23 protein-coding genes, 1 pseudogene and 1 other annotated feature are annotated in these 24302 nt (G+C 36.7%); of the genes and pseudogenes, 21 read left to right on the top strand and 3 right to left on the bottom strand.

Annotation, left to right across the window (positions count from 1 at the left end):
• The first annotated feature begins 3 nt into the window (after positions 1-3).
• From mreD to pheA, 17 genes are all read left to right on the top strand, one after another.
• Positions 4-546, top strand: coding sequence for a rod shape-determining protein MreD (gene mreD / locus BCER98_RS15970; protein ID WP_012095624.1), 543 nt, complete (start codon positions 4-6; stop codon positions 544-546).
• 35 nt (positions 547-581) lie between these two features.
• Entirely contained in the window at positions 582-1268 is a 687-nt protein-coding gene (gene minC, locus BCER98_RS15965; protein WP_012095623.1) for a septum site-determining protein MinC, read from the top strand.
• A 2-nt stretch (positions 1269-1270) separates the two neighbouring features.
• On the top strand, positions 1271-2068 hold the full coding sequence (minD, locus tag BCER98_RS15960) for a septum site-determining protein MinD (RefSeq protein ID WP_012095622.1): 798 nt from the start codon (positions 1271-1273) through the stop codon (positions 2066-2068).
• A gap of 157 nt (positions 2069-2225) precedes the next feature.
• Positions 2226-2969: a M23 family metallopeptidase gene (locus BCER98_RS15955; RefSeq protein WP_012095621.1), complete on the top strand. Its 744-nt coding sequence runs from the start codon at positions 2226-2228 to the stop codon at positions 2967-2969.
• On the top strand, positions 2962-3822 hold the full coding sequence (locus BCER98_RS15950; protein WP_012095620.1) for a M50 family metallopeptidase: 861 nt from the start codon (positions 2962-2964) through the stop codon (positions 3820-3822). The genes BCER98_RS15955 and BCER98_RS15950 overlap by 8 nt, the downstream gene beginning before the upstream one ends.
• A 64-nt stretch (positions 3823-3886) precedes the next feature.
• Positions 3887-5278: an Rne/Rng family ribonuclease gene (locus BCER98_RS15945; protein ID WP_012095619.1), complete on the top strand. Its 1392-nt coding sequence runs from the start codon at positions 3887-3889 to the stop codon at positions 5276-5278.
• A 73-nt stretch (positions 5279-5351) separates the two neighbouring features.
• Positions 5352-5429: a sequence feature (ribosomal protein L21 leader region), on the top strand.
• Between the two features lie 14 nt (positions 5430-5443).
• Complete coding sequence (gene rplU, locus BCER98_RS15940; protein ID WP_000270908.1) at positions 5444-5752, top strand: 50S ribosomal protein L21; 309 nt, start codon at positions 5444-5446, stop codon at positions 5750-5752.
• Positions 5753-5763: 11 nt separating this feature from the next.
• Positions 5764-6108 carry a ribosomal-processing cysteine protease Prp gene (locus BCER98_RS22770; protein WP_012095618.1) on the top strand — a complete coding sequence of 115 codons (345 nt, stop codon included), beginning with the start codon at positions 5764-5766 and terminating at the stop codon, positions 6106-6108.
• Positions 6109-6111: 3 nt separating this feature from the next.
• Positions 6112-6402 carry a 50S ribosomal protein L27 gene (gene rpmA / locus BCER98_RS22765; protein ID WP_012095617.1) on the top strand — a complete coding sequence of 97 codons (291 nt, stop codon included), beginning with the start codon at positions 6112-6114 and terminating at the stop codon, positions 6400-6402.
• A gap of 64 nt (positions 6403-6466) precedes the next feature.
• A complete protein-coding gene (locus BCER98_RS15925) occupies positions 6467-7009 on the top strand; it encodes a Spo0B C-terminal domain-containing protein (RefSeq protein WP_012095616.1) in 543 nt (180 codons plus the stop codon).
• 4 nt (positions 7010-7013) lie between these two features.
• Entirely contained in the window at positions 7014-8300 is a 1287-nt protein-coding gene (obgE, locus tag BCER98_RS15920) for a GTPase ObgE (protein WP_012095615.1), read from the top strand.
• Between the two features lie 138 nt (positions 8301-8438).
• Positions 8439-9146, top strand: coding sequence for a response regulator transcription factor (locus BCER98_RS15915; protein ID WP_012095614.1), 708 nt, complete (start codon positions 8439-8441; stop codon positions 9144-9146).
• Positions 9136-10218, top strand: a complete 1083-nt coding sequence (locus BCER98_RS15910; protein WP_012095613.1) for a HAMP domain-containing histidine kinase — start codon at positions 9136-9138, stop codon at positions 10216-10218. The genes BCER98_RS15915 and BCER98_RS15910 overlap by 11 nt, the downstream gene beginning before the upstream one ends.
• 93 nt (positions 10219-10311) lie before the next feature.
• Complete coding sequence (locus tag BCER98_RS15905) at positions 10312-11088, top strand: ABC transporter ATP-binding protein (protein WP_012095612.1); 777 nt, start codon at positions 10312-10314, stop codon at positions 11086-11088.
• Positions 11063-12985, top strand: a complete 1923-nt coding sequence (locus BCER98_RS15900; RefSeq protein WP_012095611.1) for an ABC transporter permease — start codon at positions 11063-11065, stop codon at positions 12983-12985. The genes BCER98_RS15905 and BCER98_RS15900 overlap by 26 nt, the downstream gene beginning before the upstream one ends.
• Positions 12986-13034: 49 nt before the next feature.
• Positions 13035-14948, top strand: a complete 1914-nt coding sequence (locus tag BCER98_RS15895; RefSeq protein ID WP_012095610.1) for an ABC transporter permease — start codon at positions 13035-13037, stop codon at positions 14946-14948.
• Positions 14949-15044: 96 nt separating this feature from the next.
• Complete coding sequence (gene pheA / locus BCER98_RS15890; protein ID WP_012095609.1) at positions 15045-15896, top strand: prephenate dehydratase; 852 nt, start codon at positions 15045-15047, stop codon at positions 15894-15896.
• Positions 15897-16087: 191 nt separating this feature from the next.
• Here the strand turns inward: pheA and BCER98_RS15885 are convergent, their stop codons facing one another.
• The 3 genes from BCER98_RS15885 to BCER98_RS15875 form a co-directional block, all read right to left on the bottom strand.
• Positions 16088-16735: an MOSC domain-containing protein gene (locus BCER98_RS15885; RefSeq protein WP_012095608.1), complete on the bottom strand. Its 648-nt coding sequence runs from the start codon at positions 16733-16735 to the stop codon at positions 16088-16090.
• A gap of 87 nt (positions 16736-16822) precedes the next feature.
• Positions 16823-17368 (bottom strand): transcription repressor NadR, encoded by a 546-nt coding sequence (locus BCER98_RS15880; RefSeq protein WP_012095607.1) that lies wholly within the window; start codon positions 17366-17368, stop codon positions 16823-16825.
• Positions 17368-18510, bottom strand: coding sequence for an IscS subfamily cysteine desulfurase (locus tag BCER98_RS15875; protein ID WP_012095606.1), 1143 nt, complete (start codon positions 18508-18510; stop codon positions 17368-17370). The genes BCER98_RS15880 and BCER98_RS15875 overlap by 1 nt, the downstream gene beginning before the upstream one ends.
• Before the next feature lie 164 nt (positions 18511-18674).
• Between BCER98_RS15875 and nadB the strand changes: the two genes are divergently transcribed.
• The 4 genes and pseudogenes from nadB to safA form a co-directional block, all read left to right on the top strand.
• The gene (gene nadB, locus BCER98_RS15870) at positions 18675-20183 is read left to right on the top strand and encodes an L-aspartate oxidase (RefSeq protein ID WP_012095605.1); all 1509 of its coding nucleotides are present in this window, start codon (positions 18675-18677) and stop codon (positions 20181-20183) included.
• Between the two features lie 30 nt (positions 20184-20213).
• A complete protein-coding gene (gene nadC, locus BCER98_RS15865; RefSeq protein WP_012095604.1) occupies positions 20214-21047 on the top strand; it encodes a carboxylating nicotinate-nucleotide diphosphorylase in 834 nt (277 codons plus the stop codon).
• Positions 21048-21077: 30 nt separating this feature from the next.
• On the top strand, positions 21078-22184 hold the full coding sequence (gene nadA / locus BCER98_RS15860) for a quinolinate synthase NadA (protein WP_012095603.1): 1107 nt from the start codon (positions 21078-21080) through the stop codon (positions 22182-22184).
• Positions 22185-22433: 249 nt separating this feature from the next.
• A pseudogene (gene safA, locus BCER98_RS23750) lies at positions 22434-22602 on the top strand (SafA/ExsA family spore coat assembly protein); the annotation flags it as partial.
• Positions 22603-24302 lie beyond the last annotated feature (1700 nt).

The raw sequence follows: 24302 nt of genomic DNA, 5'->3' as shown, positions 1-24302 counted from the left end.
GAGATGATGATTTTAAAACGAGCAATTCTTCCTCTTCTGCTTCTTTTTTTCTTTTTATTTGAAAATATGTTTGCTACGGTTGTGCCAACGGAACTATTTTGGAAAAATTCGATAGCAGTACCGCATTTCTTTATGATTATCCTATGTTTTATTACTGTTTATTACGGCCCTCTTCAAGGTGTTTATTATGGGCTGTTATTCGGTTTTTTATTTGATATTGTATATACAGAGCTAGTTGGTGTATACATATTTGCTTATCCGATTTTAGCGTATCTTGTTTATAGTACGATGAGGATCTTACAGTTGAATCTATTTATTGTTTCTTTTATCGTATTGGCAGGAATAGTAGCATTAGAGTATTATGTATATGGATTTTTATCGTTATTAGGACGTATTCATGTGCCAGCAAATATTTTTTTCACAGATCGTCTCCTTGCTACCGTATTGTTAAATGGAATTTTCTTATTGATAGTTTGTTTCCCACTGAGACGATATCTTGTACGTCTATCAAAAGCGATGGAAGAAAGAGAAAAAAGGATTTTCTGAGTTTATGTCGAATTGAATCGGTGGGGTGAACTTTAGTGGACGAAAAAAAGCAACAGAACATAACAATAAAAGGGACGAAAGATGGACTAACACTTCATTTAGATGATTGCTGTTCATTTACTGAATTACTGCAAGAATTAGACGAAAAACTATCTACTCATTATTATGATGGTGATGGGCGTTCATTAATTGAAGTACATGTTAAGGTAGGGAATCGATATTTAACAGAGGTACAACAAGAAGAAATTCGTACCTTAATTCGCAATAAGAAAAACCTTGTTGTGGATTCCATTGAAAGTGATGTAATCACCAAGGCAGAAGCTATCGCTTGGAAAGAAGAAACAGAAATTGTCCCTATTTCCAAAATTGTTCGCTCAGGTCAAGTTTTGCATGTAAAAGGTAATCTATTATTAATTGGAGATGTTAATCCAGGCGGAATGGTTATCGCTGGGGGGAATATTTTTGTCGTTGGCTCCTTGCGCGGAATTGCACATGCTGGATATTATGGAGATAAAGATGCTGTTATTGCGGCATCCGTCATGAATCCGATGCAGCTCCGAATAAGTGATGTGACAACGCGGGCTCCGGAAGAGAAAGAAGACGGAGCAGAGACGGCAGAATGTGCATATATTAATGAGGACAATCACATTGTTGTCGATCGCCTGCAACTTCTCACTCATCTTAGACCTAATTTAACAAAGTTAGAAAGGGGAATTGTATAGCTGTGGGAGAGGCAATAGTAATTACATCTGGAAAAGGCGGGGTAGGCAAAACTACAACGTCTGCAAACATTGGTACAGCCTTGGCATTATCCGGAAAAAAGGTATGTTTAATTGATACGGATATTGGACTAAGAAACTTAGATGTAGTCATGGGGCTAGAAAATCGGATTGTATTTGATCTTGTTGATGTCGTTGAAGGGCGTTGTCGCTTACCTCAAGCTCTTATTAAAGATAAGCGCTTTGATGAGCTTTATTTATTACCTGCAGCACAAACGAGTGATAAATCCGCGGTAACACCTGAACAAATGGATGAATTGATACAAGTATTACGTCAAGATTATGATTACATATTAATTGATTGTCCTGCTGGTATTGAGCAAGGATTCAAAAATGCAGTGGCAGGTGCAGATAAAGCGATTGTTGTCACTACACCAGAAGTATCTTCTATGCGCGATGCCGATCGTATTATCGGGCTTTTAGAAAAAGAAGATATTGAGCCGCCGAAACTTATCATTAACCGTGTACGCAGTCACATGTTGCATGAGCAAGATATGCTAGATGTGGACGAAATTGTACGTATGTTATCAATTGAGCTTCTCGGGGTTGTTGCAGATGATGATGATGTCATTCGAGCTACGAATACAGGTGAACCTGTTGCGCTGCAACCAAACGGAAAAGCAGCATTAGCTTATCGGAATATTGCAAGACGTTTGTTAGGGGAAAATGTCCCGTTACAAACGCTCGAGCAAGAAAAGGTATCTGTCTTTACAAAAGTAAAGAATTTCTTCGGAATTCGTTAAAAGCACTTCGTATATATGCGGAGTGCTTTCTTTTTTCTTCTCATGAATATCTTTCTTTTAGCGTTCATACATATGTACAAACTATATAAAATTATATGGCTGCACGATAGTAGCTGTTTTGCAGTTTGAACAAAAGGTCGAAAAGGAAGGAGAAAAGATGAAAAATAGACGTATAGAAGAAATTCGAAAGCGGATTGCAAAAAGGAAAGAGGAACAAGAGCGGTTAGAGGAAGAACAATATTTTTCAGGTGAAGATTTTAATGGGGAAACGCTGTTAATTGAAGAGGGAGAGAAGGAATTTCACCCTCTATTTCGTAAGGATATCTTTTTATTTAAAGTGTTATTAGCAGCTATATTGGTGTTATCAGTGGCCATCTTATTTAAAAATGCCCCTCCGTCTTTTGATGGAGCGCGAGTCGTTGTAACGAAAGTAATGAAGGAGGAATTTCAGTTCGCTGCCGTGTCAAAATGGTACGAGGCCCATTTTGGAAAGCCACTAGCTTTCTTACCTGCGAGTGAGAAGAAGCAAAATACACAACAAAAAAACTATGCAGTTCCAGCTTCAGGAAAAGTGACAGAAGGATTTCAAAAAAATGGGCAAGGTGTACTTGTGCAAACAGTTACAGGTGCAACGGTTGAGTCGGTAAATGAAGGAGTCGTTATTTTTGCTGGAAAAAAAGAGGGTCTTGGGAATACGATTGAAATCCAACATGCAGATGGTACGGAATCTTGGTATGGCAATTTAGGAGAAATGTCAGTGAAATTATATGATTATGTTGAAAAGAAACAAAAAATTGGAACAGTGAGTAATGATGACAAAAATAAAAATGGTAAGTTTTATTTTGCAATCAAAAAGAATGAAAAATTTATTGATCCAATTCAGGTGATTTCATTTGATTAAATATAGGGAAGTACTGTCTAAAATTACAATACATCCATTGTTTTGGGTAGTTATAGCAGTTGGTATTTTTACGGCACGTTTTAAAGAATTATTACTTTTGTTTTTTATTGTTCTCATTCACGAGCTAGGCCATGCCTTTGCGGCTGCTCATTACAAATGGAGAATTAAGCAAATACAGCTTTTGCCGTTTGGTGGTGTAGCAGAACTTGAAGAGCATGGAAATAAACCTTTGAAGGAAGAGCTCGTTGTAATGATAGCAGGGCCAATTCAACATGCATGGATGATTGGCATGGCATATGTTTATTATAAAACTGGGTGGGTTCCTCAAGATTTGTATCAATTTTTTGTGTGGAATAACGTCATTATTTTAAGTTTTAATTTACTTCCTATTTGGCCACTTGATGGTGGGAAAATTGTCTTTAATATATTATCGCATCAATTTCCTTATTTACAAGCACATGACAAAATGATGAAAATATCATGTGTTTTTTTTAGCGTAATATTAGGGTGGCAACTGATTTGGAATAAGAATAATATTATGATGTGGGTACTTCTTCTCTTTTTAGCGATTTCGTTGTATCAAGAATGGAAGCAACGAAGATATGCATTTATACGCTTTTTATTAGAACGTTACTATGGAAATAAGCGCGAAATTGAAAAGATTTCTCCTATTGAAGTAAATAGAGAGGATCGGTTATATACGATTTTTACAAAGTTTCGAAGGGGTTATAAACATTCAATTATTGTACATGGTAAATATAAAGAGCATTATACACTGGATGAAAATGAATTGCTGTATGCATATTTCACTGAAAAGCGCACAACATCATCTGTGGAAGAGTTAATCGGTTAGTGTTGACGATGACACTAACCTTTTATAATGTAAGAAGAAAAAATGAAAAAGTGAGGAAGGTATTTTGAAGACGTTATATATTAACTATACAGGTTCGGAAAAGAGAGTGGCAATAGAAGAAAAACAAAAGATTGTTGAACTTTCGTGGCACCGCAATGGGGACGAAGAAATTGTTGGATACATTTATGTTGGACGTGTTGTCAGAACGATTGCTGGTATGAATGCGGCATTTGTAAATATCGGTTTAGAAAAACATGCTTATCTTTCTTACGATGATGTTCCAAAGGCGTACCGAGTTCATGAGGGGCAAGCTATACTTGTACAAGTAGTAAAAGAAGCAATCGACACAAAAGGTCCTAAATTAACAGCGAATATAGAATTTACCGGGAAATATGTTGTTTATATGCCTTATGATGAAATGCGTGCCGTTTCCCGGAAAATAAAAAGTCAAAAAAAACGGAAAGACTTGTTTGCAATTGAGGTAGAAGGGTTAGGAGGATATATCTTTCGCTCGGCATGTGAGAAAGGAACAACGGCTGATATAAAAGCTGAAATAGAACACTTTCAACAATTATTTGAAGAACTAAAAAGAAAAGAAAGGTGTGGAAAGGCACCGGTATTAGTTCATCGCCCAGCTACTTTTTTAGATCGTATATTTCAAGAAAACCCTACTGAATCAATTGAGAAAGTGGTTGTAGATTCAAGAGAACCGGTAAGGGAGTTAGAAAATAAGCTAGGTAAAGAAAAAGTATTTTTCTATCGTGAAAAGTCATCCATGTTTAGTCATTATGGTATCGAGAGAGAGATCGAAAAAGCATTACAAAAAATTGTTTGGTTACAAAATGGCTCCTATTTAATTATAGAACAGATGGAGACAATGACAGTTATTGATGTAAATACTGGGAAATTTACTGGGAAACAAGATTTACAAGATACAGTTGTACGAACAAATGAAATAGCTGTTGAAGAAATTGCTCGTCAGTTACGACTACGTGATATTGGGGGAATGATATTAATTGATTTTATCAATATGAAAAAAGAAGAAGATCAGGAGAGAATACGCGAGAAATTAATAATAGCTTTGCAGGATGACCGTACATATACGAGGGTTCTTGGATTTACCGAGCTCGGCATTTTAGAAATGACACGTAAGCGCAAGAAACAGTCACTGCGTGATATATTATTAGAAGATTGTGCGAAATGCATGGCAACAGGGTATAGTATTTCAAATGAAACAATTGCGTATGAACTAGAAAGAGAACTGCTCTCGTATAGTCACATGGAAGATGAAGCGGTGCTTATTGCAGCGCCGAAAGCTGTGCAAAAAATATTTTTACAAAAAGAATTGCAAAAAAATATTCCATTTCAAATTTATTTTAAAGAGGAAGAAATGGAAAAGTACGCACTTATTAGGTTTGGAACGAAGCAGGAGATGATAGATAGGAAAAATAGTTAGTAGAACATTTGTTGACAATAGTCAATGATTCGTGGTAACATCTTTATGTTATAGTTTATAGCACCTAAATGGCTATATACTACAACCGCACAATGCAGGTGTACAAATGACAGTCTATGTCTACCTCGTGTTGGCGAGTCTTAGTAATTATGAGGAGGTGCAAGTATGTACGCAATTATCGAAACAGGTGGCAAACAAATCAAAGTTGAAGCTGGTCAAGAAATCTACATTGAAAAATTAGATGTTGAAGCTGGTGAAACTGTTACTTTTGACAAAGTTCTTTTCGTTGGTGGCGAAAACGTAAAAGTTGGTAGCCCAGTTGTAGAAGGTGCAACAGTTACTGCGAAAGTTGAAAAACACGGTCGCGCTAAGAAAATCATCGTTTTCAAATACAAAGCGAAAAAGAACAATCGTAAAAAACAAGGTCATCGTCAACCTTACACTAAGCTAGTTGTTGAAGCAATCAACGCTTAATTCTGGTTAAGATGATTAAAATTACGATTAATCGTACGAAATTAGGAAATATCCAATCATTTAAAATGACTGGGCATGCCGATTATGCGCCGCATGGACAAGATCTTGTCTGCGCTGGAACAACTGCGGTTGTGTTCGGATCTATAAATGCTGTGGAAGTCCTTTGTAATGTAGAGGCAACGATTGAACTTGGAAGTGATGGTGGATTTTTAACGTATGAACTGCCTAATGATTTAGACGCTCATACGATGGAAAAGGCACAAACACTGTTAGAGGGATTAGTTGTTTCACTTAAGACGATTGAACTTGATTACGGAAAATATATCCGATTAATAGAAAAAGTACGGGAGGTGTAATATATGTTAAGATTAGATCTTCAGTTTTTCGCATCTAAGAAAGGTGTAGGTAGTACAAAGAACGGTCGTGACTCTCAGTCAAAACGTCTTGGTGCTAAACGCGCAGATGGTCAAATGGTTACAGGTGGTTCAATTCTTTACCGTCAACGCGGTACAAAAATTTACCCAGGTGTTAACGTTGGTCGTGGTGGCGATGACACTTTATACGCGAAAGTTGACGGCGTAGTACGCTTCGAGCGTCTTGGCCGTGACCGCAAACAAGTGAGCGTATATCCTGTTGCTCAAGAAGCATAAGAAACTCACGGAAAACTCTAACCTGAGTGCAGGTTAGAGTTTTTCTATATTAAGGAGCATCTGAATGAAAGAAAAATGGACAATTATAGATGCGTTGCGTCATGCAAGACATGATTGGCTCAATCGCATCCAAATGATTAAAGGAAACCTTTCCCTTGGAAGAGTGGAAGAGATTCATAGGCTCATCGATCATTTTGTCCAAGAAGCGAGACAAGAATCTAATCTGATAGGGTTATCTATGCCTTTATTTTCAGAATGGATTTTAACATATAATTGGAAACAGCAACCGTGCTTATTGGAGTATGAAGTATTAGGAGAACTACATAACTTATCTCATCTTGATGAGGTAGTGTGCATATGGACGGAAGAATTTTTCTCAATGCTTCAGCATAGTTTAGACGTTTATGTTGAAAATTATGTTTGTATTACAATTGAATGTAACGCGGAGAATGCTCGTTTCTTTTTTGATTTTCGTGGCAAGCTAACGAATGTAGAGAGGTTACAAACGTGGCTTGCAAATGAAAAAAATGAATGGTGTTCCATTTTCTATACAGTCCGAGATGATGAAGTCTCGGTTATATTACAACCAATTGAAAAAGTGTGGTGAAATAATGTTTGTAGATCAGGTCAAAATATACGTAAAAGCTGGAGACGGCGGAAACGGGATGGTTGCGTATCGTCGTGAAAAGTATGTTCCAAAAGGTGGTCCAGCAGGTGGAGACGGTGGTAAAGGTGCAGATGTTGTTTTCCAAGTAGATGAAGGATTACGTACATTAATGGATTTTCGCTATCAACGTCATTTCAAGGCTGACCGCGGGCAACATGGTATGAGCAAAAACCAACATGGCCGTAAAGCTGATGATTTAATCGTAAAAGTTCCGCCAGGGACAGTTGTGAAAGATGTGAAAACGGGTCATATTCTTGCTGATTTAGTCACACATGGACAATCAGCAGTTATTGCTAAAGGTGGCCGTGGTGGTCGTGGTAACTCACGTTTTGCGACTCCTACAAATCCAGCTCCAGAAATTGCTGAGAATGGTGAACCGGGCCAAGAACGTGATGTTATCTTAGAACTGAAAGTGTTAGCCGATGTTGGACTTGTTGGATTCCCTAGCGTTGGGAAATCAACGCTATTATCTGTCGTATCATCAGCGCGTCCGAAGATTGCAGAATATCACTTTACAACCATTGTGCCAAACCTTGGTGTTGTCGAAACAGGTGATAATCGCAGCTTCGTTATGGCTGACCTTCCAGGGCTCATTGAAGGTGCCCATGCAGGTGTTGGACTTGGGCATCAGTTCTTGCGTCATATTGAGCGTACACGCGTTATCGTACATGTCATTGATATGTCTGGTTTAGAAGGGCGCGATCCATATGAGGATTATGTCACAATTAATAATGAATTAAAAGAATATAATCTGCGTTTAACAGAGCGTCCACAAGTTGTTGTTGCAAATAAAATGGATATGCCAGATGCAGAAGAAAACTTACAAGCATTTAAAGAGAAAGTGGGAGACGAAGTAAAAATCTTCCCAATCTCAGCTGTAACAAAACAAGGGGTTCGTGACTTACTGTTTGAAGTAGCGAACTTATTAGAAACAACACCAGAATTTCCAGTACATGAAGTTGTGGATGAGTCGGAAGCAAGTGTAATGTACAAATTTGAGACGGAAGGTGTTAAATTTGAAATTACACGTGAAAGTGATGGCACGTTTGTTATCTCTGGTTATGATATCGAGAAAACATTCAAAATGACAGACTTCTCACGTGATGAATCTGTACGTCGTTTCGCTCGTCAAATGCGCGGAATGGGTATTGATGAAGCGCTTCGTGCACGTGGTGCAAAAGATGGAGATATTGTAAAAATTCTTGAATATGAATTTGAATTTATCGACTAAGACTGCCGAAATATGGCAGTCTTTTTTTATTGCGATAGTAAGATTTATAAAGGAAAAAATCCCCACCAAATAAATTTTCAATTTATAATGGAAAAAGGAGTAATTTTAGAACAATTCTTTTATGGGGAGAAAAAGAACATGTATAAAATATTAATTGTAGAAGATGATGAGAAAATTGCGGGAATATTAGAGGAACATTTAAAAAGATATGACTATCAATCATTTAGAGCAAATGATTTACGTCATATAAAAGATGAGTTTGTAAAAGTAAATCCACATCTTGTATTACTGGATATTAATTTACCTTATTTTGATGGCTTCTATTGGTGTCGGCAAATCCGCAGTGTATCGAATGCACCGATTATTTTCGTTTCTGCGAGAACAGGAGAAATGGATCAAGTAATGGCGATTGAGAATGGCGGGGATGATTATATTACAAAGCCATTTCATTTAGATATCGTCATGGCAAAGGTAAAAAGTGCACTTCGCCGTGGGTATGGGGAGTATGCTTCTGCGGCAGAGAATGATTGTTTAGGTGTAAATGGACTGTTGTTATTCCCATCTCAGCACATTATAGAGTGGCAGGGGCAACAAACGGAACTGACAAAAAATGAATTTTACTTATTAGAGTGTTTAATGAAACAAGCAAATCAATATGTAACGCGTGAAGAGTTGTTAGAAGCTCTATGGGATGAAGTAGCTTTTGTTGATGATAATACATTAACAGTAAATGTAAAGCGAGTAAGGAAGAAATTAGAGGAGTTAGGCATTAAAAATGCAATTGTAACGAAACGTGGATATGGTTATGCGCTTCTTACAGAGTGGAGCGAAGGACATGAAGGTTAAAACGTACCTAATAGATCGCTTTTCTTTAATTTTATCTTATATTGTAAGCCTTTGTTTATTTGGACTCGTATTGCAGTTGCAAAGTCTGTTAGAAAAAAGATCAATTGACTGGAGTACGTGGTTATATGGGCTTTTATTAGGTACTGTTGTGTTTACTGTATACCTCATTTACGATTATCGAAAACGAAGTGTGTTTTTAAAGAGAATTGAAAAATATGTTGCTGGCGGAAATACATTACATGATTCTTTACTTATTGATGAATCTTATACGTCAGAGCAAGAGATGGTCGTTGAAGCCTTTACTTTGCTCAGACAGCAATATATGAATGAAGTTCATAAACAGCATGCGAAAGAAGAGCAGCAAATGATATTTATGAACCAATGGATTCATCAAATGAAAACACCAGTATCTGTTATTGAATTATTGTTGCAGAAGTTTGGTAAAGAGCATCGTGAAGCGAGAGCAACAGTTGAAAGTATTCGTGAGGAAAATAACCGCATACTAAATGGTTTAGATTTAGCGTTACATATGGAAAGGCTAGAACAGTTTGCGAAAGATTATAAAGTAGAAGTAGTAAATGTTATAGAGGTCGTGCGAGGTATTATTAATGAAAATCGAAAATCCTTCATTCAATCGTCTGTATTTCCGAAAGTGATGTTTGAGGAAGATACCTGTATGATTGCATCTGATAGAAAATGGCTAAGCATTGCTATAGGTCAAATTGTTTTAAATGCAATGAAATATACAAAAATTTCAGAAGTAGAGAAAAAAGAAATTCAATTTCAAATTGAAGAGAAAAATCAAAAGGTGTTATTACATATTAAAGACAATGGAATCGGTATTCCAGAGCAAGACGTGAAGCGCATATTTGATCCATTCTTTACGGGAATAAATGGACGGAAAACGAGAGAAGCGACTGGGATGGGTTTATATATTACGAAGGAAATTTGTGATAATTTGCATCATGGTATTTATGTGCAATCTGCTGAAGGGGAAGGAACGACATTTACGTTCAAATTTGCAAAAGATGAAGAATATCATACATTAATGAGAAAAATGACAAAACTGTAAGATAACAAAATGTTTTGTAAGGGAAATCACTCGTTTTTTTTTCTTCTTTTTCTTATAGTAAATGTAAGAAGAAAACATATAGGGGGATTAGAAATGAGTGTTCTTGAAGTAAAAGGGGTAACGAAGGTGTACCAATCGAAAGGCTCAGTAGCGACGACTGCTTTAAATGATATAAATTTTAAAATAGAAGAAGGCGAATTTGTAGGGATTATGGGTCCTTCAGGAAGCGGGAAAACAACGCTTTTAAATTTATTAGCGACAATTGATAAGCAAACTTCAGGTCATGTGCTTGTAAATGGGGAAGAAATTAATCAAATGCGTGCTGCAAAGTTAGCAGAATTTCGCCGTACACATTTAGGATTCATCTTCCAAGATTTTAACTTACTTGATACGTTATCGATTAAAGAAAATATTATTTTACCACTTGTAATGGCGAAGAAATCCGTAAATGAAATTGATGCAAAAGTACTTGAAATTGCGAAGTTTTTAAGCATCGAAGAAATTTTAAATAAAAAAGTATATGAAGTATCAGGCGGACAACAACAGCGTGCAGCGGCTGCGAGAGCAATCATTCATGAACCGACGTTAATTTTAGCAGATGAGCCAACTGGAAACTTAGATTCGAAGTCAGCGAAATCATTAATGAGTGCATTGCAAGATTTACATGAGCACAAGAAAGTAACGATTGCAATGGTAACGCATGATCCAGTAGCTGCTAGTTATTGTGAACGTATCCTTTTCATACGTGATGGAGAGATTTTCTCAGAAATACATAAAGGAAGAACGAAACAAGCCTTTTTCCAAGAAATTCTAGACGTACTCGCGATGCTAGGAGGAGAATATCATGAACTTTCGCCAGCTCGCGCTTAATAACGTAAAAGGAAATTGGCGTAATTATAAAGCGTTTCTTATAAGTAGTTGTTTATCGATTATCGTATTTTTCATGTATGCTTCCTTTATTTATCATCCAGATGTCGTAGGCGGTAATATTAGTATGAGAACGATGATTACAAAAGGGTTAGAATCGATGAACTATATTGTAGTCATTTTCTCAGCACTCTTTATTTTATATGCAAATTCAACATTTTTACGAGCAAGAAAAAAAGAATTTGGTCTATTAACATTAATAGGTGGAACAAAATCCCAACTAGGCCGAATGATTATATTAGAGCAACTTATGTTAGGTAGTATCGCAATTGTAATAGGTATTGGGATTGGAATGCTTTGTTCAAAATTATTTTTTCAAGCATTAAGCGTATTATTAAAAATAGATAAAACACTTCCACTCGTATGGAATAGTAAAGCAGTTGTGATTACAGCGGGTGTATACTTTATTCTATTTTTAATATTATCATTGTTTAGTGTTTGGACAGTAGGGCGCTTGCAAATTATTGATTTATTAAGAGAAGCAAGAAAACAAAAAGTAGAGCCGTTTGCATTTACATGGTTATGTGTAGTTGGTATAGGGTGTATTATTACTGCATATGTACTTAGCTTCCAAGTAACGGTTCTGAATTTTATCATTCTCTTTTTACCGGTTGTAGGACTGACAATTGGCGGAACGTATTTACTATTTACACAAGGAAGTACAGTTGTATTAAAAGCGTTGCAAAAACGAAAACAATCTTTTTATACATATCCAAATATGTTCGTACTTAGCAATCTTATTTATAAAATGAAAGATAATGCTCGTTTTCTATTTGTAATTTCTATTATTACGGCGGTTGTATCTTCAGCAGTTGGTACGCTTTACGTATATTTTGAGGATATGAGTTATAAGACAGTAACTAGTACCCCGCATGCTATTTCGTATGAGGAAAAAGGATTAAATACGCATAGCCTTATTAATGATGAAAAAGTACAAGAGCTTGTAAAAAAACATGGGTTTGAAGAGGCACGAAAAGTAACCTACGTAAAACTACCGGCAACACAGAAAGTAACGATGTTTAACAAAGAACATAAAGTACCGATGACGATTATTTCAGAAAAAGAATATAACGCGGAAGTACGTAAACAAAAGAGAGAGCAAGTTAGAGAAGTTCATAATGCACCAGGTAGTGCAACGATGGTCATAATGGATATGGCGAACGATATGATGAAGATAGATCGTACGAAACCGTATGAATTTACAATTAACGGACAAAAACAGTCTGTTCAGTTAAATAGCCCAACTTCATTTTCTGTTTTTAATGATAGTGAATATCTCATTGTGAATGATCAAGATTTTGAGAAATATGAAAAGCTTGTACCAGATGAAGAAAAGACGAAATATTATGGTTATTATATTGAAGATTGGAAAAATACAGAAGATCTTGTATTAGATTTAAAAAAGGAAATTGCGCCAGAAAAGCAAGGAGAATTGAAAAACTCAGTGTTTGCTTATAAAAATATAAGAGAAGGTGGAGCAATTACAATGTTCATCGGTTTCTTTGTAGCAGTACTGTTCTTCTTCTTCGCTTGTAGCATGACATACTTTAAGTGGTTTAATGATAAAGAGCAAGATCGTATTCAGTTTAAATCGTTAAAGAGAATTGGTATGACAGATAAAGAAATTCGTAAAATTGCAATTCGACAAATGGGCGTTATCTTCTTTATTCCAATTTTAATTGGTGCAATTCATAGTGGATTTGCTCTTCATACGTTAGGGAAAATGCTTTATATTGATTTATGGAAATCAGGTGCGATTGTAATTGGTTCATACATTTTAGCTTCTGCGATTTACTTTATAATCGCGCAAAGAGGATATTTGAAACACGTGCAAAGCTAGAGAAACCTCTAGCTTTTTGCCTATGTAGTAAGTTACAGGAGGACGATAGATGAACATTCAGCAACTAGCGCTGCAAAATATAAAAGGAAATTGGCGTAATTATAAAGTGTTTTTCTTAAGTAGTTGTTTTGCGATATTTGCATCTTTTGCATACATGTCTGTTATTGTACATCCGTATATGAAAGAGACGATGTGGTATCAAAACGTACGCTGGGGACTTATTATATGTAATATTATAATTATTTCTTTTTTTATCATATTTATTTTGTACTCTACTTCTATTTTCATAGAGGCACGTAAGAAAGAATTAGGATTATATATGTTAATGGGGGCAACGAAATCTAACGTAATTGGAGTAATTATGACCGAGCAAATGTTGATTGGGGTATTTGCTAATATTTTCGGCATTGGGCTTGGTATAATCTTTTTAAAGCTCTTCTTTATGGTATTTAGTATGTTACTGGGGCTTCCGAAAGAACTCCCTATCATATTTGACGTGAGAGCAATTGGGGGAACGTTTATTGCATATATGGTCGTATTTGTTGTCTTATCTTTTATAAGTGCTTTACGTATATGGAATATAAAAATCATTCGGTTATTAAAAGAATTTCGCACGGATAAAAAAGAGAAGAAAACATCAATGCGGCTTTGTATATTCGGGCTTATTTGCTTAGGGATAGGATATGCGTTAGCATTACAAACTACGATGCCAACGATAGCATTCTATTTTTTTCCTGTGTCTATACTTGTCTTTTTCGGAACGTATTTTTCTTTTACACACGGCACTGCTCAAATATTAGAATTGATAAAACGAAATAAAAAGATTATGTATACATATCCGTATTTATTTATAGTGAATCAATTGTCACATCGAATGAAGGAAAATGGTCGTTTTTTCTTTCTAATGTCAATGGCAACGACGTTTGTAGTTACGGCAACAGGTACGGTGTTCTTATATTTTTCTGGTATGCAAGATATGTGGCGGGGCGGGGGTGTACACTCATTTTCTTACATAGAAAAAGGTACTTCTTCTCATGAAGTCTTTGCGGAAGGTATGGTTGAACAATTATTGCACCAATATGGATATGATGATTTTCAATCTATGAGTTTTGTTGGAGTATATGCATCCTTTCAGTCTAGTAAGGGAGAAACAGAAATAGCAACGCTGATGAAGGAAAGTGAATACAATCAAGAGGCAAGAAAACAAGGACAGAAAACGTATCATCCTAAAAAAGGATCCGTTACACTTGTTTATTATAATAAATACAATCATCCGAATATGTATGATCAAAAAGAGATTCAATTACAAGTAATGAACCAAACATATTCATTCGTATTTAACGGTCAGAAGGAAGGGATACAATTTAACTATCACCCTTCACAAATTAATGGTCTGTTCTTCGTCATGCATGATGAAGACTTTGACGGTATAGCAAATAAGGTTCCTGATTCTGAAAAAATGATATATAGAGGCTATACATTACCAAATATCGAAAATACGAAAGAATTAAATGAAGATTTACGGAAACATATGAAACAAGATGATAATAATGCATTTCGAAGTAATATGGAGTTATATGTGAATATGAAAGCTTTCGGCGACATTACTCTATTTGTAGGCTCATTCATTAGTATATTATTCTTTCTTACTTCATGTAGCATCGTATATTTTAAATGGTTTCATAATATTGCATCAGATCGTAAAGAATACGGGGCACTCTCTAAACTTGGAATGACGAAAGAAGAAGTATGGAGAATTTCCCGTTGGCAATTATGTATGCTATTTTTTGCGCCAATTATAGTAGGAAGTATGCATAGTGCGGTTGCGTTATATACGTTTCATAATACGATTTTTATGGATGGTTCATTAAGAAAAGTAGGCTTGTTTATTCTATTTTATATCGCTGCATGCATCATGTATTTCTTTTTCGCTCAAAGAGAATATAGGAAACATTTAGACTAGCGAATGCTAGTCTTTTTTAAATATTCAAAATTTACATAGAAGAATATAAAAAAGTATGGTATAACAGTAAGAAAACGAAAAAGAGGGGAAAAGACGATGATTCGAGTAGGATATTTAGGACCAGAAGCAACATTTACAAATATGGCGGTGAGTCGTTTTTTTCCAGAAGCAGAGCATATACCATATAGAACAATTCCAGATTGTATGGATGCAGCAGCAAATGAAAATGTAGATTGCGCTGTTGTGCCACTAGAAAACGCGATAGAAGGTTCTGTTAATATTACCATTGACTATCTTGTACATGAGCAGCCGCTCTTTATTGTAGGAGAAATTACCGTACCGATTCAGCAACATTTACTTGTGCATCCAAATTATGAAGAAACATGGAAAGATGTATATGCTGTATGCTCCCATCCACATGCTATTGCACAATGTCATAAATTTTTAAATGAAAAATTAAAAGGAATAACAGTTCGAGATATGACTTCTACGAGTGCAGCGGCGCAATATGTGAAAGAACACCCAGAAGAAAAAATCGCAGCTATTGCAAATGAAGCAGCTGCTGAAAAATATGGATTAACAATTGTGCGGCACAATATACATACGCATAAAAATAATCATACTCGCTTTATTGTGTTGCATAAGAAAAAGAAGGCATCACTTCCAAGCAACGGAGAACATCGCGGAAAAAAAACGACCCTTATGATAACGTTACCTGCTGATTATGCAGGAGCACTGTATCAAGTTTTATCAGCCTTTGCATGGAGGAATTTAAACCTATCTAAAATTGAATCTCGTCCAATGAAAACAGGGCTTGGAAATTACTTTTTCTTAATCGATGTAGATCGAGCATATGATGACGTATTATTGCCAAGTGTAACAATGGAGCTGGAAGCGCTTGGATTTTCAGTCACGGTGTTAGGGAGCTATTCTTCTTATTGGTTGTAAGAGGTGAGGGATGGACTGTCGATATTTGTCGGTAAATCGATATTTCCCTTCTAATCGCTGATATATTTTGAAAATCGCCGATATAACTTCATTGGATCATACATTTGGTGATAGACTAATAAAAATCCCACCTGTTAAAGGTGGGAATTGCCAATCTAGCTAAAAAAACGCTTAAAAAGCGTTTTTTTAGCTTACTTTAACTTCGCAAGACGATCTGTTAACTGTTCACGCCAAACATTCGCTAGTTCGGGAACAGCAAGGATTTTTTCGATTCCGGCTCTATCTTGTCGGTTATGAAAGTAAATGTCGTTGGTGAATAAAACAGAGACGCGACTTGGATGAGGCTTAAGTAATGAAATTTTGGAATCTTGTCGTACGACACCTTCCTGAAGAACGCGGCATAAATAACCGGTATAACCGGTTTCTACAATACGGGGTAAGATACCAGGAAGCCCGAGCCGTTTTGAAATTGTACTACATGGTATTCTAGCTTGTGTAACTTGAATAATAGCATCGCCTAATTGATATGTATCCCCAATACAAACGTCACGCTCTAACATATTTGTGACGGTAATGTTTTCACCAAATGCAGAAGAGGGAAAGGGTATTTGAAATTCTGTTTCCCATTGCTTGTAATGCTCGTATGGATAAACACAAACAGCGCGATCAGGACCACCGTGATAACGTAAATTAGCTACATCATCACCGCGGAAGCCATCTTTCGAAAGAAACGCTTCTTCTGTAAGTTCCTTACATATACCTGTCACCATTTCTTTATTTTCACCGTACTTCATTTGCTTCGGTTTTCCTATGCTAAAGTGAACAAGTTCCATCACCATATATATCATTTCTCCTTTGTTCGCTAGTGTTAATATATATCATTTTTTGTAAAAAAGCACAGAGGATCATACAAGCCTCTGTGCTTTTTATGAATAAACAAGAAATCCGGCTCTATTTAGTGCGTCACAAGCTGCATCTAATTTTTCTTTAGAGTCTGCCTCAATAGTATGCAAGTGAACTCCATCTGTTAATTGTGAGAGGTAAGAGGCATTTGTCTCTTGAATCTTTTGTAAGTATTGTTCAACATCAAAGCGATTGCTTACCATAATAGAAGCTGTTAAATCTCCATATACAGGGTGCTCTACTTTTACATCTTTAATTGTTACACCATGATCAACAAGCATAGTAAGCTCTTGACGTACTTCTTCTGGCTTATGTTGACAGACGATAACGCGTTCAAGGGCTTGTTGTTTTGCATGTGGCTTTAAATATAAGTATCCTTGTGCAGTTGCAATAATCGGTTCATTTCGTGCTTTTAGCAAGGAAATATCTTGGACAATCACTTGTCTGCTAACATTTGTTTTCTTTGATAATTCACTTCCAGATAACGGTTTATTAGCAGCGAAAAGCCATTGTAAGATAAGCTGCCTTCTTTCTTCTCCTAAAATCTTCTTCTGTTCATTTTGTTTCATTATGATTTAACACCTCTATAAAAATGATTTCCAATTGTCTCTAATGCATGGGTGGTCGCATCAAGTTGTTGTTTTGTTGTCTGATGCCCAAATGAAAAACGTACATATTGTTTGGCCTCTTCAGCTGTTTTCCCAAGGGCGAGCATTGTTTGTGAAGGTTCATATTTACCGATTTGACAGGCGCTTCCAGTTGAAATTGCAATTTTGTGACGATTACACTCTAACATTGTGTACTGACCTTCTATTCCTTTTATTGTAACCCCAACAATATGTTGTAAACAAGCAGTAGAATGTCCCTCTACTTGAATTTCTAGAGAAAGTGATTTTAATTGATTCACGAAGTAAGAGCGCAACTGTTTAAAATGTTCTTGTGTTTTAGCTCGGTTCTGTAAGATATGCTCTGCTGCTGTTAAAAAGGCAGCGACACCAGGAACATTGACCGTACCAGGACGAAATCCTTTTTCATGGGTTGTCCCTTTGAACAATGGTTCCCAGCGAATTTGTGGGTTTATATAGCAAGCGCCGACTCCTTTTGGTCCATAGATTTTATGTGCTGAAACAGAAAGGCTATCTATTTGCATCTCTGTTACATCGATTGGGAGTTTGCCGAATGTTTGTACACAATCTGTATGAAATATAACATGATGTTTCTTTAAAAGTTTTCCTATTTCAGCTATCGGCTGAACAGTTCCAATTTCAGAGTTTCCGTGTTGAATGCTTGCTAGTACAGTATTTTCTGTGATGGAATTTTCCAAAGCATACATGTCAATCATTCCATATGAATCAACAGGAATTTCTGTAATGGTATACCCTTGTTGTTTTAAACTTTGAAAATAATTCCGAATGGATGCGTGTTCTATAGGAGTTGTAATAATATGTTTTCCTTCTCGCGCCTTTAAGAGCGAATGAATCGCCAAATAGTTGGATTCTGAACCACCACTTGTAAAAAAGACTCCCTGCTCTTTACCGTGAATCATTTGTGCAAATGACTTTCTACAAACTTGTAGTAGAGAAGAAGATGTTCCACCAATATCATGTAAACTTTGTTCATTTCCAAAATATTGTTCTGCCGCCTTTGCATACGTTTCAATCGCTTCCTTACTCATAGGTGTTGTTGCTGCATAATCAAGATATATCATCATATTTCGTCCTCTCCATGGCAGGATTACACATACTTTGTATTTATGTAAAAAGTATCCATCCACGTTGTTATGAATAACTTCGAAAAAACTCTTGTCATTATTTTAAAATTATGTAAATATAGGTGTCAAGACAATTGTAATGTGTAAATTAGGAGGCAATAATTATGCCAAGTGCAGATGTTTTAATTATTGGAAGTGGCATTGCGGCATTCCGTGTTGCAAAAGAGATTTGTCGTAAAAAAAATGTGATAATCCTTACAAAGAAAACGCGTCGCAATAACAATACATATTTAGCGCAAGGAGGAATTGCTGCAGCAATTGCTACATATGACAATCCAAATCATCATTATGAAGATACGTTAAAAGCAGGTTGTCATTATAACAATACAGAAGCTGTGCGTTACTTAGTGGAGAATGGACCAAAAGAAATTCACGAGCTCCTTGCAGCTGGTATGCAGTTTGATGGCGATGAAAAGGGACTCCACCTCGGGAAAGAAGGTGCGCATCGAAAACGACGGATTTTACATGCGGGAGGAGATACGACAGGGAAATATTTATTAGAGCATTTCATTCAAGAAATAACACCGCATGTTACAGTGATAGAACAAGAAAGAGTACTCGATTTCATCATAGAAAATGGGACGTGTAGAGGCGTTTTAACACGTGATCAAAAAGGACATATGCATCGTTATTTTGCTGAATATACAGTATTAGCAACAGGAGGCATAGGGGGATTATACACGTTTACTTCCAATGATGAAACGATAACAGGTGATGGAATTGCAATGGTATATCGAGCTGGTGGTGAGCTTCAAGATTTAGAGTTTATGCAGTTTCACCCTACGATGTTACATGTAGATGGTAGGTGCTGTGGACTTGTTTCTGAAGCTGTACGAGGCGAAGGAGCTATTCTTGTAAATGGGAAAGGAGAACATTTCATGACCGGAATACATCCGCAGCAAGATTTAGCACCGCGTGATGTAGTAGCCCGTGCGATCCATAGTCAGCTTCTCGTTGGTGAAGAAGTATATTTAGATATTTCATCTATTCAACATTTTGAAGACCGTTTTCCAACTGTTTCTTCATTATGTCGGATACATGGTGTGAATCTAAAACAAAATCGAATTCCAGTTGTACCGGGTGCACATTTTCATATGGGGGGTGTCAAAACAAACTGTGATGGGGAAACATCCATTCCACGTCTATATGCTATAGGAGAAACTGCTTGTAATGGTGTTCATGGTGCAAACCGACTAGCGAGCAATTCGTTGCTTGAGGGTCTTGTATTTGGGAAAAGAATTGGACAGCATATTTTACACAATTCGGTAACAAGGGAAAAGTTTGATAGAGCAGAGCGGGATCAAAGTCATCAAATCTTATATTTACCAACCAAAAGAGAAATACAAGAACAGATGATGAGGTATGTTGGAATTGTGCGTACAGAGCAAGGGTTATTGCAAGCGAAAAAATGGTTTGAGCATTATGGTGCGCCTCATTTTGTATTACAATACGAGGCTCTTACAAATGAAGAAATTACGATTGTCAATATGTTAACAGTTTGCTGGCTAATGGTAGATGCGGCTTTGCAAAGGAAAGAAAGCATAGGTGGACATTATCGCAGTGATGATCCAAAAAGAAGTGCAGTAGCAAAAGAAATGATGTTAATAAAATGACAAGCACGTTTGCATGAGGGAGAGAAGATAATGAACATATTAAAAGTACAGGAAGCATTAAAACAATTTTTTCTAGAAGATATAGGGGAATGGGATATAACATCTCAGTGTATCTTTCCAGATTATTTAGAGGCAAAAGGAACATTTCTTATAAAAGAAGCAGGGGTCTTTGCGGGACGTTCAGTAATCGAAGCAGGATTTCAATTAATTGATGAAAGAATTGCAGTTGAGCTTCATAAAAAAGATGGGGATCTTGTAGAGAAAGGCGAAATAATAGCAACTGTGCAAGGGCCAATTGCATCACTATTAACGGCAGAGCGCGTTATATTAAATGTCATCCAGCGTATGAGCGGAATAGCAACGATGACACGTAAGGCGGTTCTTGCTTTAGATAGTAGTCATACACGCATTTGTGATACGAGAAAGACAATGCCTGGACTACGTATGTTTGATAAGTATGCAGTCGTGTGTGGAGGTGGATTTAACCATCGCTTCGGTTTATATGATGGGGTCATGATTAAAGACAATCATATTGCTTTTGCTGGTTCTATTACAAAAGCTGTTACATCAGTGAAAGAAAAATTAGGGCATATGGTGAAAGTAGAAGTGGAAACAGAAACTGAGGAGCAAGTGAGAGAGGCTGTAGCTGCTGGTGTGGATATTATTATGTTCGATAATCGTACGCCAGATGAGATTCGAGAGTTTTCAAAGATTGTGCCAAGCGCTATTGTTACGGAAGCTTCAGGTGGAATTAAAATTGAAGATTTATCGAAATACGGAAAAACAGGGGTGGATTATATTTCACTTGGAGCATTAACGCATTCAGTGAAAGCACTCGATATTAGTTTCAATATTGAATCGTAAGAAAAGTGACTTAGAGGGAGAGAGACGTATATGAGTATTTTAGAAAAAGTACAGCCAATTGAAACGATGTTACCAGCGCGTTATTACACGATGTCAACGGAAGATATGGAAAAGCGTGTTCGTGAAATTAAAGAAAAAATGGGAAAAATGTTATGTATCCCATGTCATCATTATCAAAAGGATGAAGTGGTGCAGTTTTCAGATGCTATAGGGGATTCATTGCAACTTGCACAAGTTGCAGCGCGCAATAAAGAGGCAAAATATATCGTATTTTGCGGTGTGCATTTTATGGCAGAAACAGCGGATATGTTAACGACGGACGAGCAAGTTGTAATATTGCCTGATATGCGAGCCGGCTGTTCGATGGCAGATATGGCGGATATTGAACAAACAGAACGAGCGTGGCGAGAGCTTACAACATTATTTGGAGATACAATGATTCCGTTAACATATGTAAACTCGACGGCAGCAATTAAAGCTTTTTGCGGTCGAAATGGCGGGGCAACCGTTACGTCTTCGAATGCAAAAAAAATGGTATCTTGGGCATTTACGCAGAAAGAACGATTAGTTTTTTTACCAGATCAGCATTTGGGAAGAAATACAGCGTACGATTTAGGGATTGAACTTAATCAAATGGCTGTTTGGAATCCGAATACAGACTCATTAGAATATAGCGGGAATCTAGAGGATATAAAGGTGATTTTGTGGAAAGGTCATTGTTCCGTGCATCAAAACTTTACAGTGAAGAATATTGAGAGCTTGCGCAAAAGTCATCCTAATATGAATATTATCGTTCATCCAGAGTGTTGTTATGAAGTGGTTCAAGCTTCTGATTATGCGGGATCGACAAAATATATTATTGATACGATTGAACAAGCACCATCTAGTAGTAAGTGGGCCATTGGTACAGAAATGAATTTAGTAAATCGGCTGATTCAAAAACATTCTGATAAGGAGATTATTTCACTAAATCCTTTTATGTGTCCATGTTTAACGATGAATCGTATTGATTTACCACATTTACTTTGGGCGCTAGAATCAATAGAACGTGGTGAACAGGTGAATGTAATTCAAGTGGATAAGCAAGTAACAAAAGATGCAGTGTTGGCATTAAATCGTATGTTAGAGCGCGTTTAAAAGTAGCGGGGTTCCCGTTGCTTTTTTCCTGCATATAATCATAATTATGAGGCAAATGACATACATTGTGTTGAGAGAATCATTGTGCTTTTTTTGTTTATTTGTGCAACTAGAGAGTGTATCACTTTGAAGAACAGCCGAACTAGAAAGCAGTATTTATCAACGTATCAATCATTAGGTATGCTTAGTAGAGAGGAGTCATTCCAAAGTGTTTTGATTCATAGATAAGATATACAGGAGGGGGAAAATTTGAAGATTCATATCGTGCAAAAAGGGGATACCCTTTGGAAGATTGCGAAAAAGTACGGAGTGGATTTGGAAACGTTAAAAATAGCAAATACACAACTTAGTAACCCGGATCTTATTATGCCAGGTATGAAGATTAAAGTACCATCAGGTAGCGTTCATGTAAAGAAAAATGCGGGTGCTGGTTCAGTCCCTCCGAAAGAGTATGTCAAAGAAGTACAACAAAAAGAGTTCGCGGCAACACCAACGCCACTTACTATAGAAGAGGAAGAAGAAATCACATATGAATCTGCTCCAATTACGCAACAACCAGCTATGCAGCAAACGCAAAAAGAAATGCAAATAAAGCCTCAAAAAGAAGCACCGATTCAGAAGGAAGCGGCAATCCAAAAGGAGAAGTCAATTGAAAAGCCAGTAGTGATTGAAAAACCGCCTGTTATTGAAGAGAAAGGGCAAAAAGCTGCGAAAGAAAGTACGAAATTTTCAATAAATATATTACCACAACCACCGCAGCCGCCTATTAAACCTGCCAAGGAATATAAAATTTCAGATATAATTAAAAAGGGGAGTGAATTGATTACTCCTCAAATTCATAAAGTGAAACCAAATCATATGAAAGCACCACAAGTGAAAAAAGAAAATGCAGAGAATATCGCAGCACCACAAGTGAAAAAAGAAAATACAGAGAATATCGCAGCACCACAAGTGAAAAAAGAAAATACAGAGAATATCGCAGCACCACAAGTGAAAAAAGAAAATACAGAGAATATCGCAGCACCACAAGTGAAAAAAGAAAATATGGGGAATATCGCAGCACCACAAGTGAAAAAAGAAAATACAGAGAATATCGCAGCACCACAAGTGAAAAAAGAAAATATGGGGAATATCGCAGCACCACAAGTGAAAAAAGAAAATATAGAGAATAGCGTATCATCACAAGTGAAAAAAGAAAATATAGAGAATATCGCAGCACCACAAGTGAAAAAAGAAAATATAGAGAATAACGTATCATCACAAGTGAAAAAAGAAAATATGGGGAATATTGCATCGCCAAATGTAGCAAAAGATAAAAAGGTGATTCCGCAAATTTTACCACCAACTATCACAATGCCAATTATGGATAATATTCAGCCACCAATCATGCCGATGATGGAAAATAATCCAATGCCAAACATTATGCCGATGACGGAAAATAATCCAATGCCAAACATTATGCCGATGACGGAAAATAATCCAATGCCAAACATTATGCCGATGACGGAAAATAATCCAATGCCAAACATTATGCCGATGACGGAAAATAATCCAATGCCAAATATCATGCCGATGGCGGAAAATAATCCAATGCCAAACATTATGCCGATGGCGGAAAATAATCCAATGCCAAATATCATGCCGATGGCGGAAAATAATCCAATGCCAAACATTATGCCGATGACGGAAAATAGTCCAATGCCAAACATTATGCCGATGACGGAAAATAATCCGATGCCAAACATTATGCCGATGGCGGAAAATAATCCGATGCCAAACATTATGCCGATGGCGGAAAATAATCCGATGCCAAACATCATGCCGATGGCGGAAAATAATCCAATGCCAAACATTATGCCGATGACGGAAAATAGTCCAATGCCAAACATTATGCCGATGATGGAAAATAATCAACCGCCAAATATCATGTCGCAACCAATGCCTTATCATCCACAGCTGATGCCACAGCAGTATCCATACCAGCAGTATCAAAATCTGCATTATAATATGTCGTATCCACAATTTACACCTATAGCACCACAATATACATCGATGCCAATGGAGAACAATATGCCACCATCTATGTCAGAAGAAGAGGACTGCGGATGTGATGAGGGA

The sequence above is a fragment of the Bacillus cytotoxicus NVH 391-98 genome, assembly GCF_000017425.1.
Lineage (GTDB): Bacteria > Bacillota > Bacilli > Bacillales > Bacillaceae_G > Bacillus_A > Bacillus_A cytotoxicus.
This window is presented reverse-complemented; position numbering and strand designations above follow the sequence as displayed.

Excerpts from the sequence above, each read along its gene's own strand:
- BCER98_RS15905 (WP_012095612.1), top strand. The coding sequence starts at position 10,312 with ATGAGTGTTCTTGAAGTAAAAGGGGTAACGAAGGTGTACCAATCGAAA.
- rpmA (WP_012095617.1), top strand. The coding sequence starts at position 6,112 with ATGTTAAGATTAGATCTTCAGTTTTTCGCATCTAAGAAAGGTGTAGGT.
- BCER98_RS15925 (WP_012095616.1), top strand. The coding sequence starts at position 6,467 with ATGAAAGAAAAATGGACAATTATAGATGCGTTGCGTCATGCAAGACAT.
- mreD (WP_012095624.1), top strand. The coding sequence starts at position 4 with ATGATGATTTTAAAACGAGCAATTCTTCCTCTTCTGCTTCTTTTTTTC.
- rplU (WP_000270908.1), top strand. The coding sequence starts at position 5,444 with ATGTACGCAATTATCGAAACAGGTGGCAAACAAATCAAAGTTGAAGCT.
- BCER98_RS22770 (WP_012095618.1), top strand. The coding sequence starts at position 5,764 with ATGATTAAAATTACGATTAATCGTACGAAATTAGGAAATATCCAATCA.
- BCER98_RS15895 (WP_012095610.1), top strand. The coding sequence starts at position 13,035 with ATGAACATTCAGCAACTAGCGCTGCAAAATATAAAAGGAAATTGGCGT.
- nadC (WP_012095604.1), top strand. The coding sequence starts at position 20,214 with ATGAACATATTAAAAGTACAGGAAGCATTAAAACAATTTTTTCTAGAA.
- BCER98_RS15885 (WP_012095608.1), bottom strand. The coding sequence starts at position 16,735 with ATGGTGATGGAACTTGTTCACTTTAGCATAGGAAAACCGAAGCAAATG.
- obgE (WP_012095615.1), top strand. The coding sequence starts at position 7,014 with ATGTTTGTAGATCAGGTCAAAATATACGTAAAAGCTGGAGACGGCGGA.
- BCER98_RS15900 (WP_012095611.1), top strand. The coding sequence starts at position 11,063 with ATGAACTTTCGCCAGCTCGCGCTTAATAACGTAAAAGGAAATTGGCGT.
- pheA (WP_012095609.1), top strand. The coding sequence starts at position 15,045 with ATGATTCGAGTAGGATATTTAGGACCAGAAGCAACATTTACAAATATG.
- nadB (WP_012095605.1), top strand. The coding sequence starts at position 18,675 with ATGCCAAGTGCAGATGTTTTAATTATTGGAAGTGGCATTGCGGCATTC.
- BCER98_RS15910 (WP_012095613.1), top strand. The coding sequence starts at position 9,136 with ATGAAGGTTAAAACGTACCTAATAGATCGCTTTTCTTTAATTTTATCT.
- BCER98_RS15955 (WP_012095621.1), top strand. The coding sequence starts at position 2,226 with ATGAAAAATAGACGTATAGAAGAAATTCGAAAGCGGATTGCAAAAAGG.
- BCER98_RS15915 (WP_012095614.1), top strand. The coding sequence starts at position 8,439 with ATGTATAAAATATTAATTGTAGAAGATGATGAGAAAATTGCGGGAATA.
- nadA (WP_012095603.1), top strand. The coding sequence starts at position 21,078 with ATGAGTATTTTAGAAAAAGTACAGCCAATTGAAACGATGTTACCAGCG.
- BCER98_RS15880 (WP_012095607.1), bottom strand. The coding sequence starts at position 17,368 with ATGAAACAAAATGAACAGAAGAAGATTTTAGGAGAAGAAAGAAGGCAG.
- BCER98_RS15875 (WP_012095606.1), bottom strand. The coding sequence starts at position 18,510 with ATGATGATATATCTTGATTATGCAGCAACAACACCTATGAGTAAGGAA.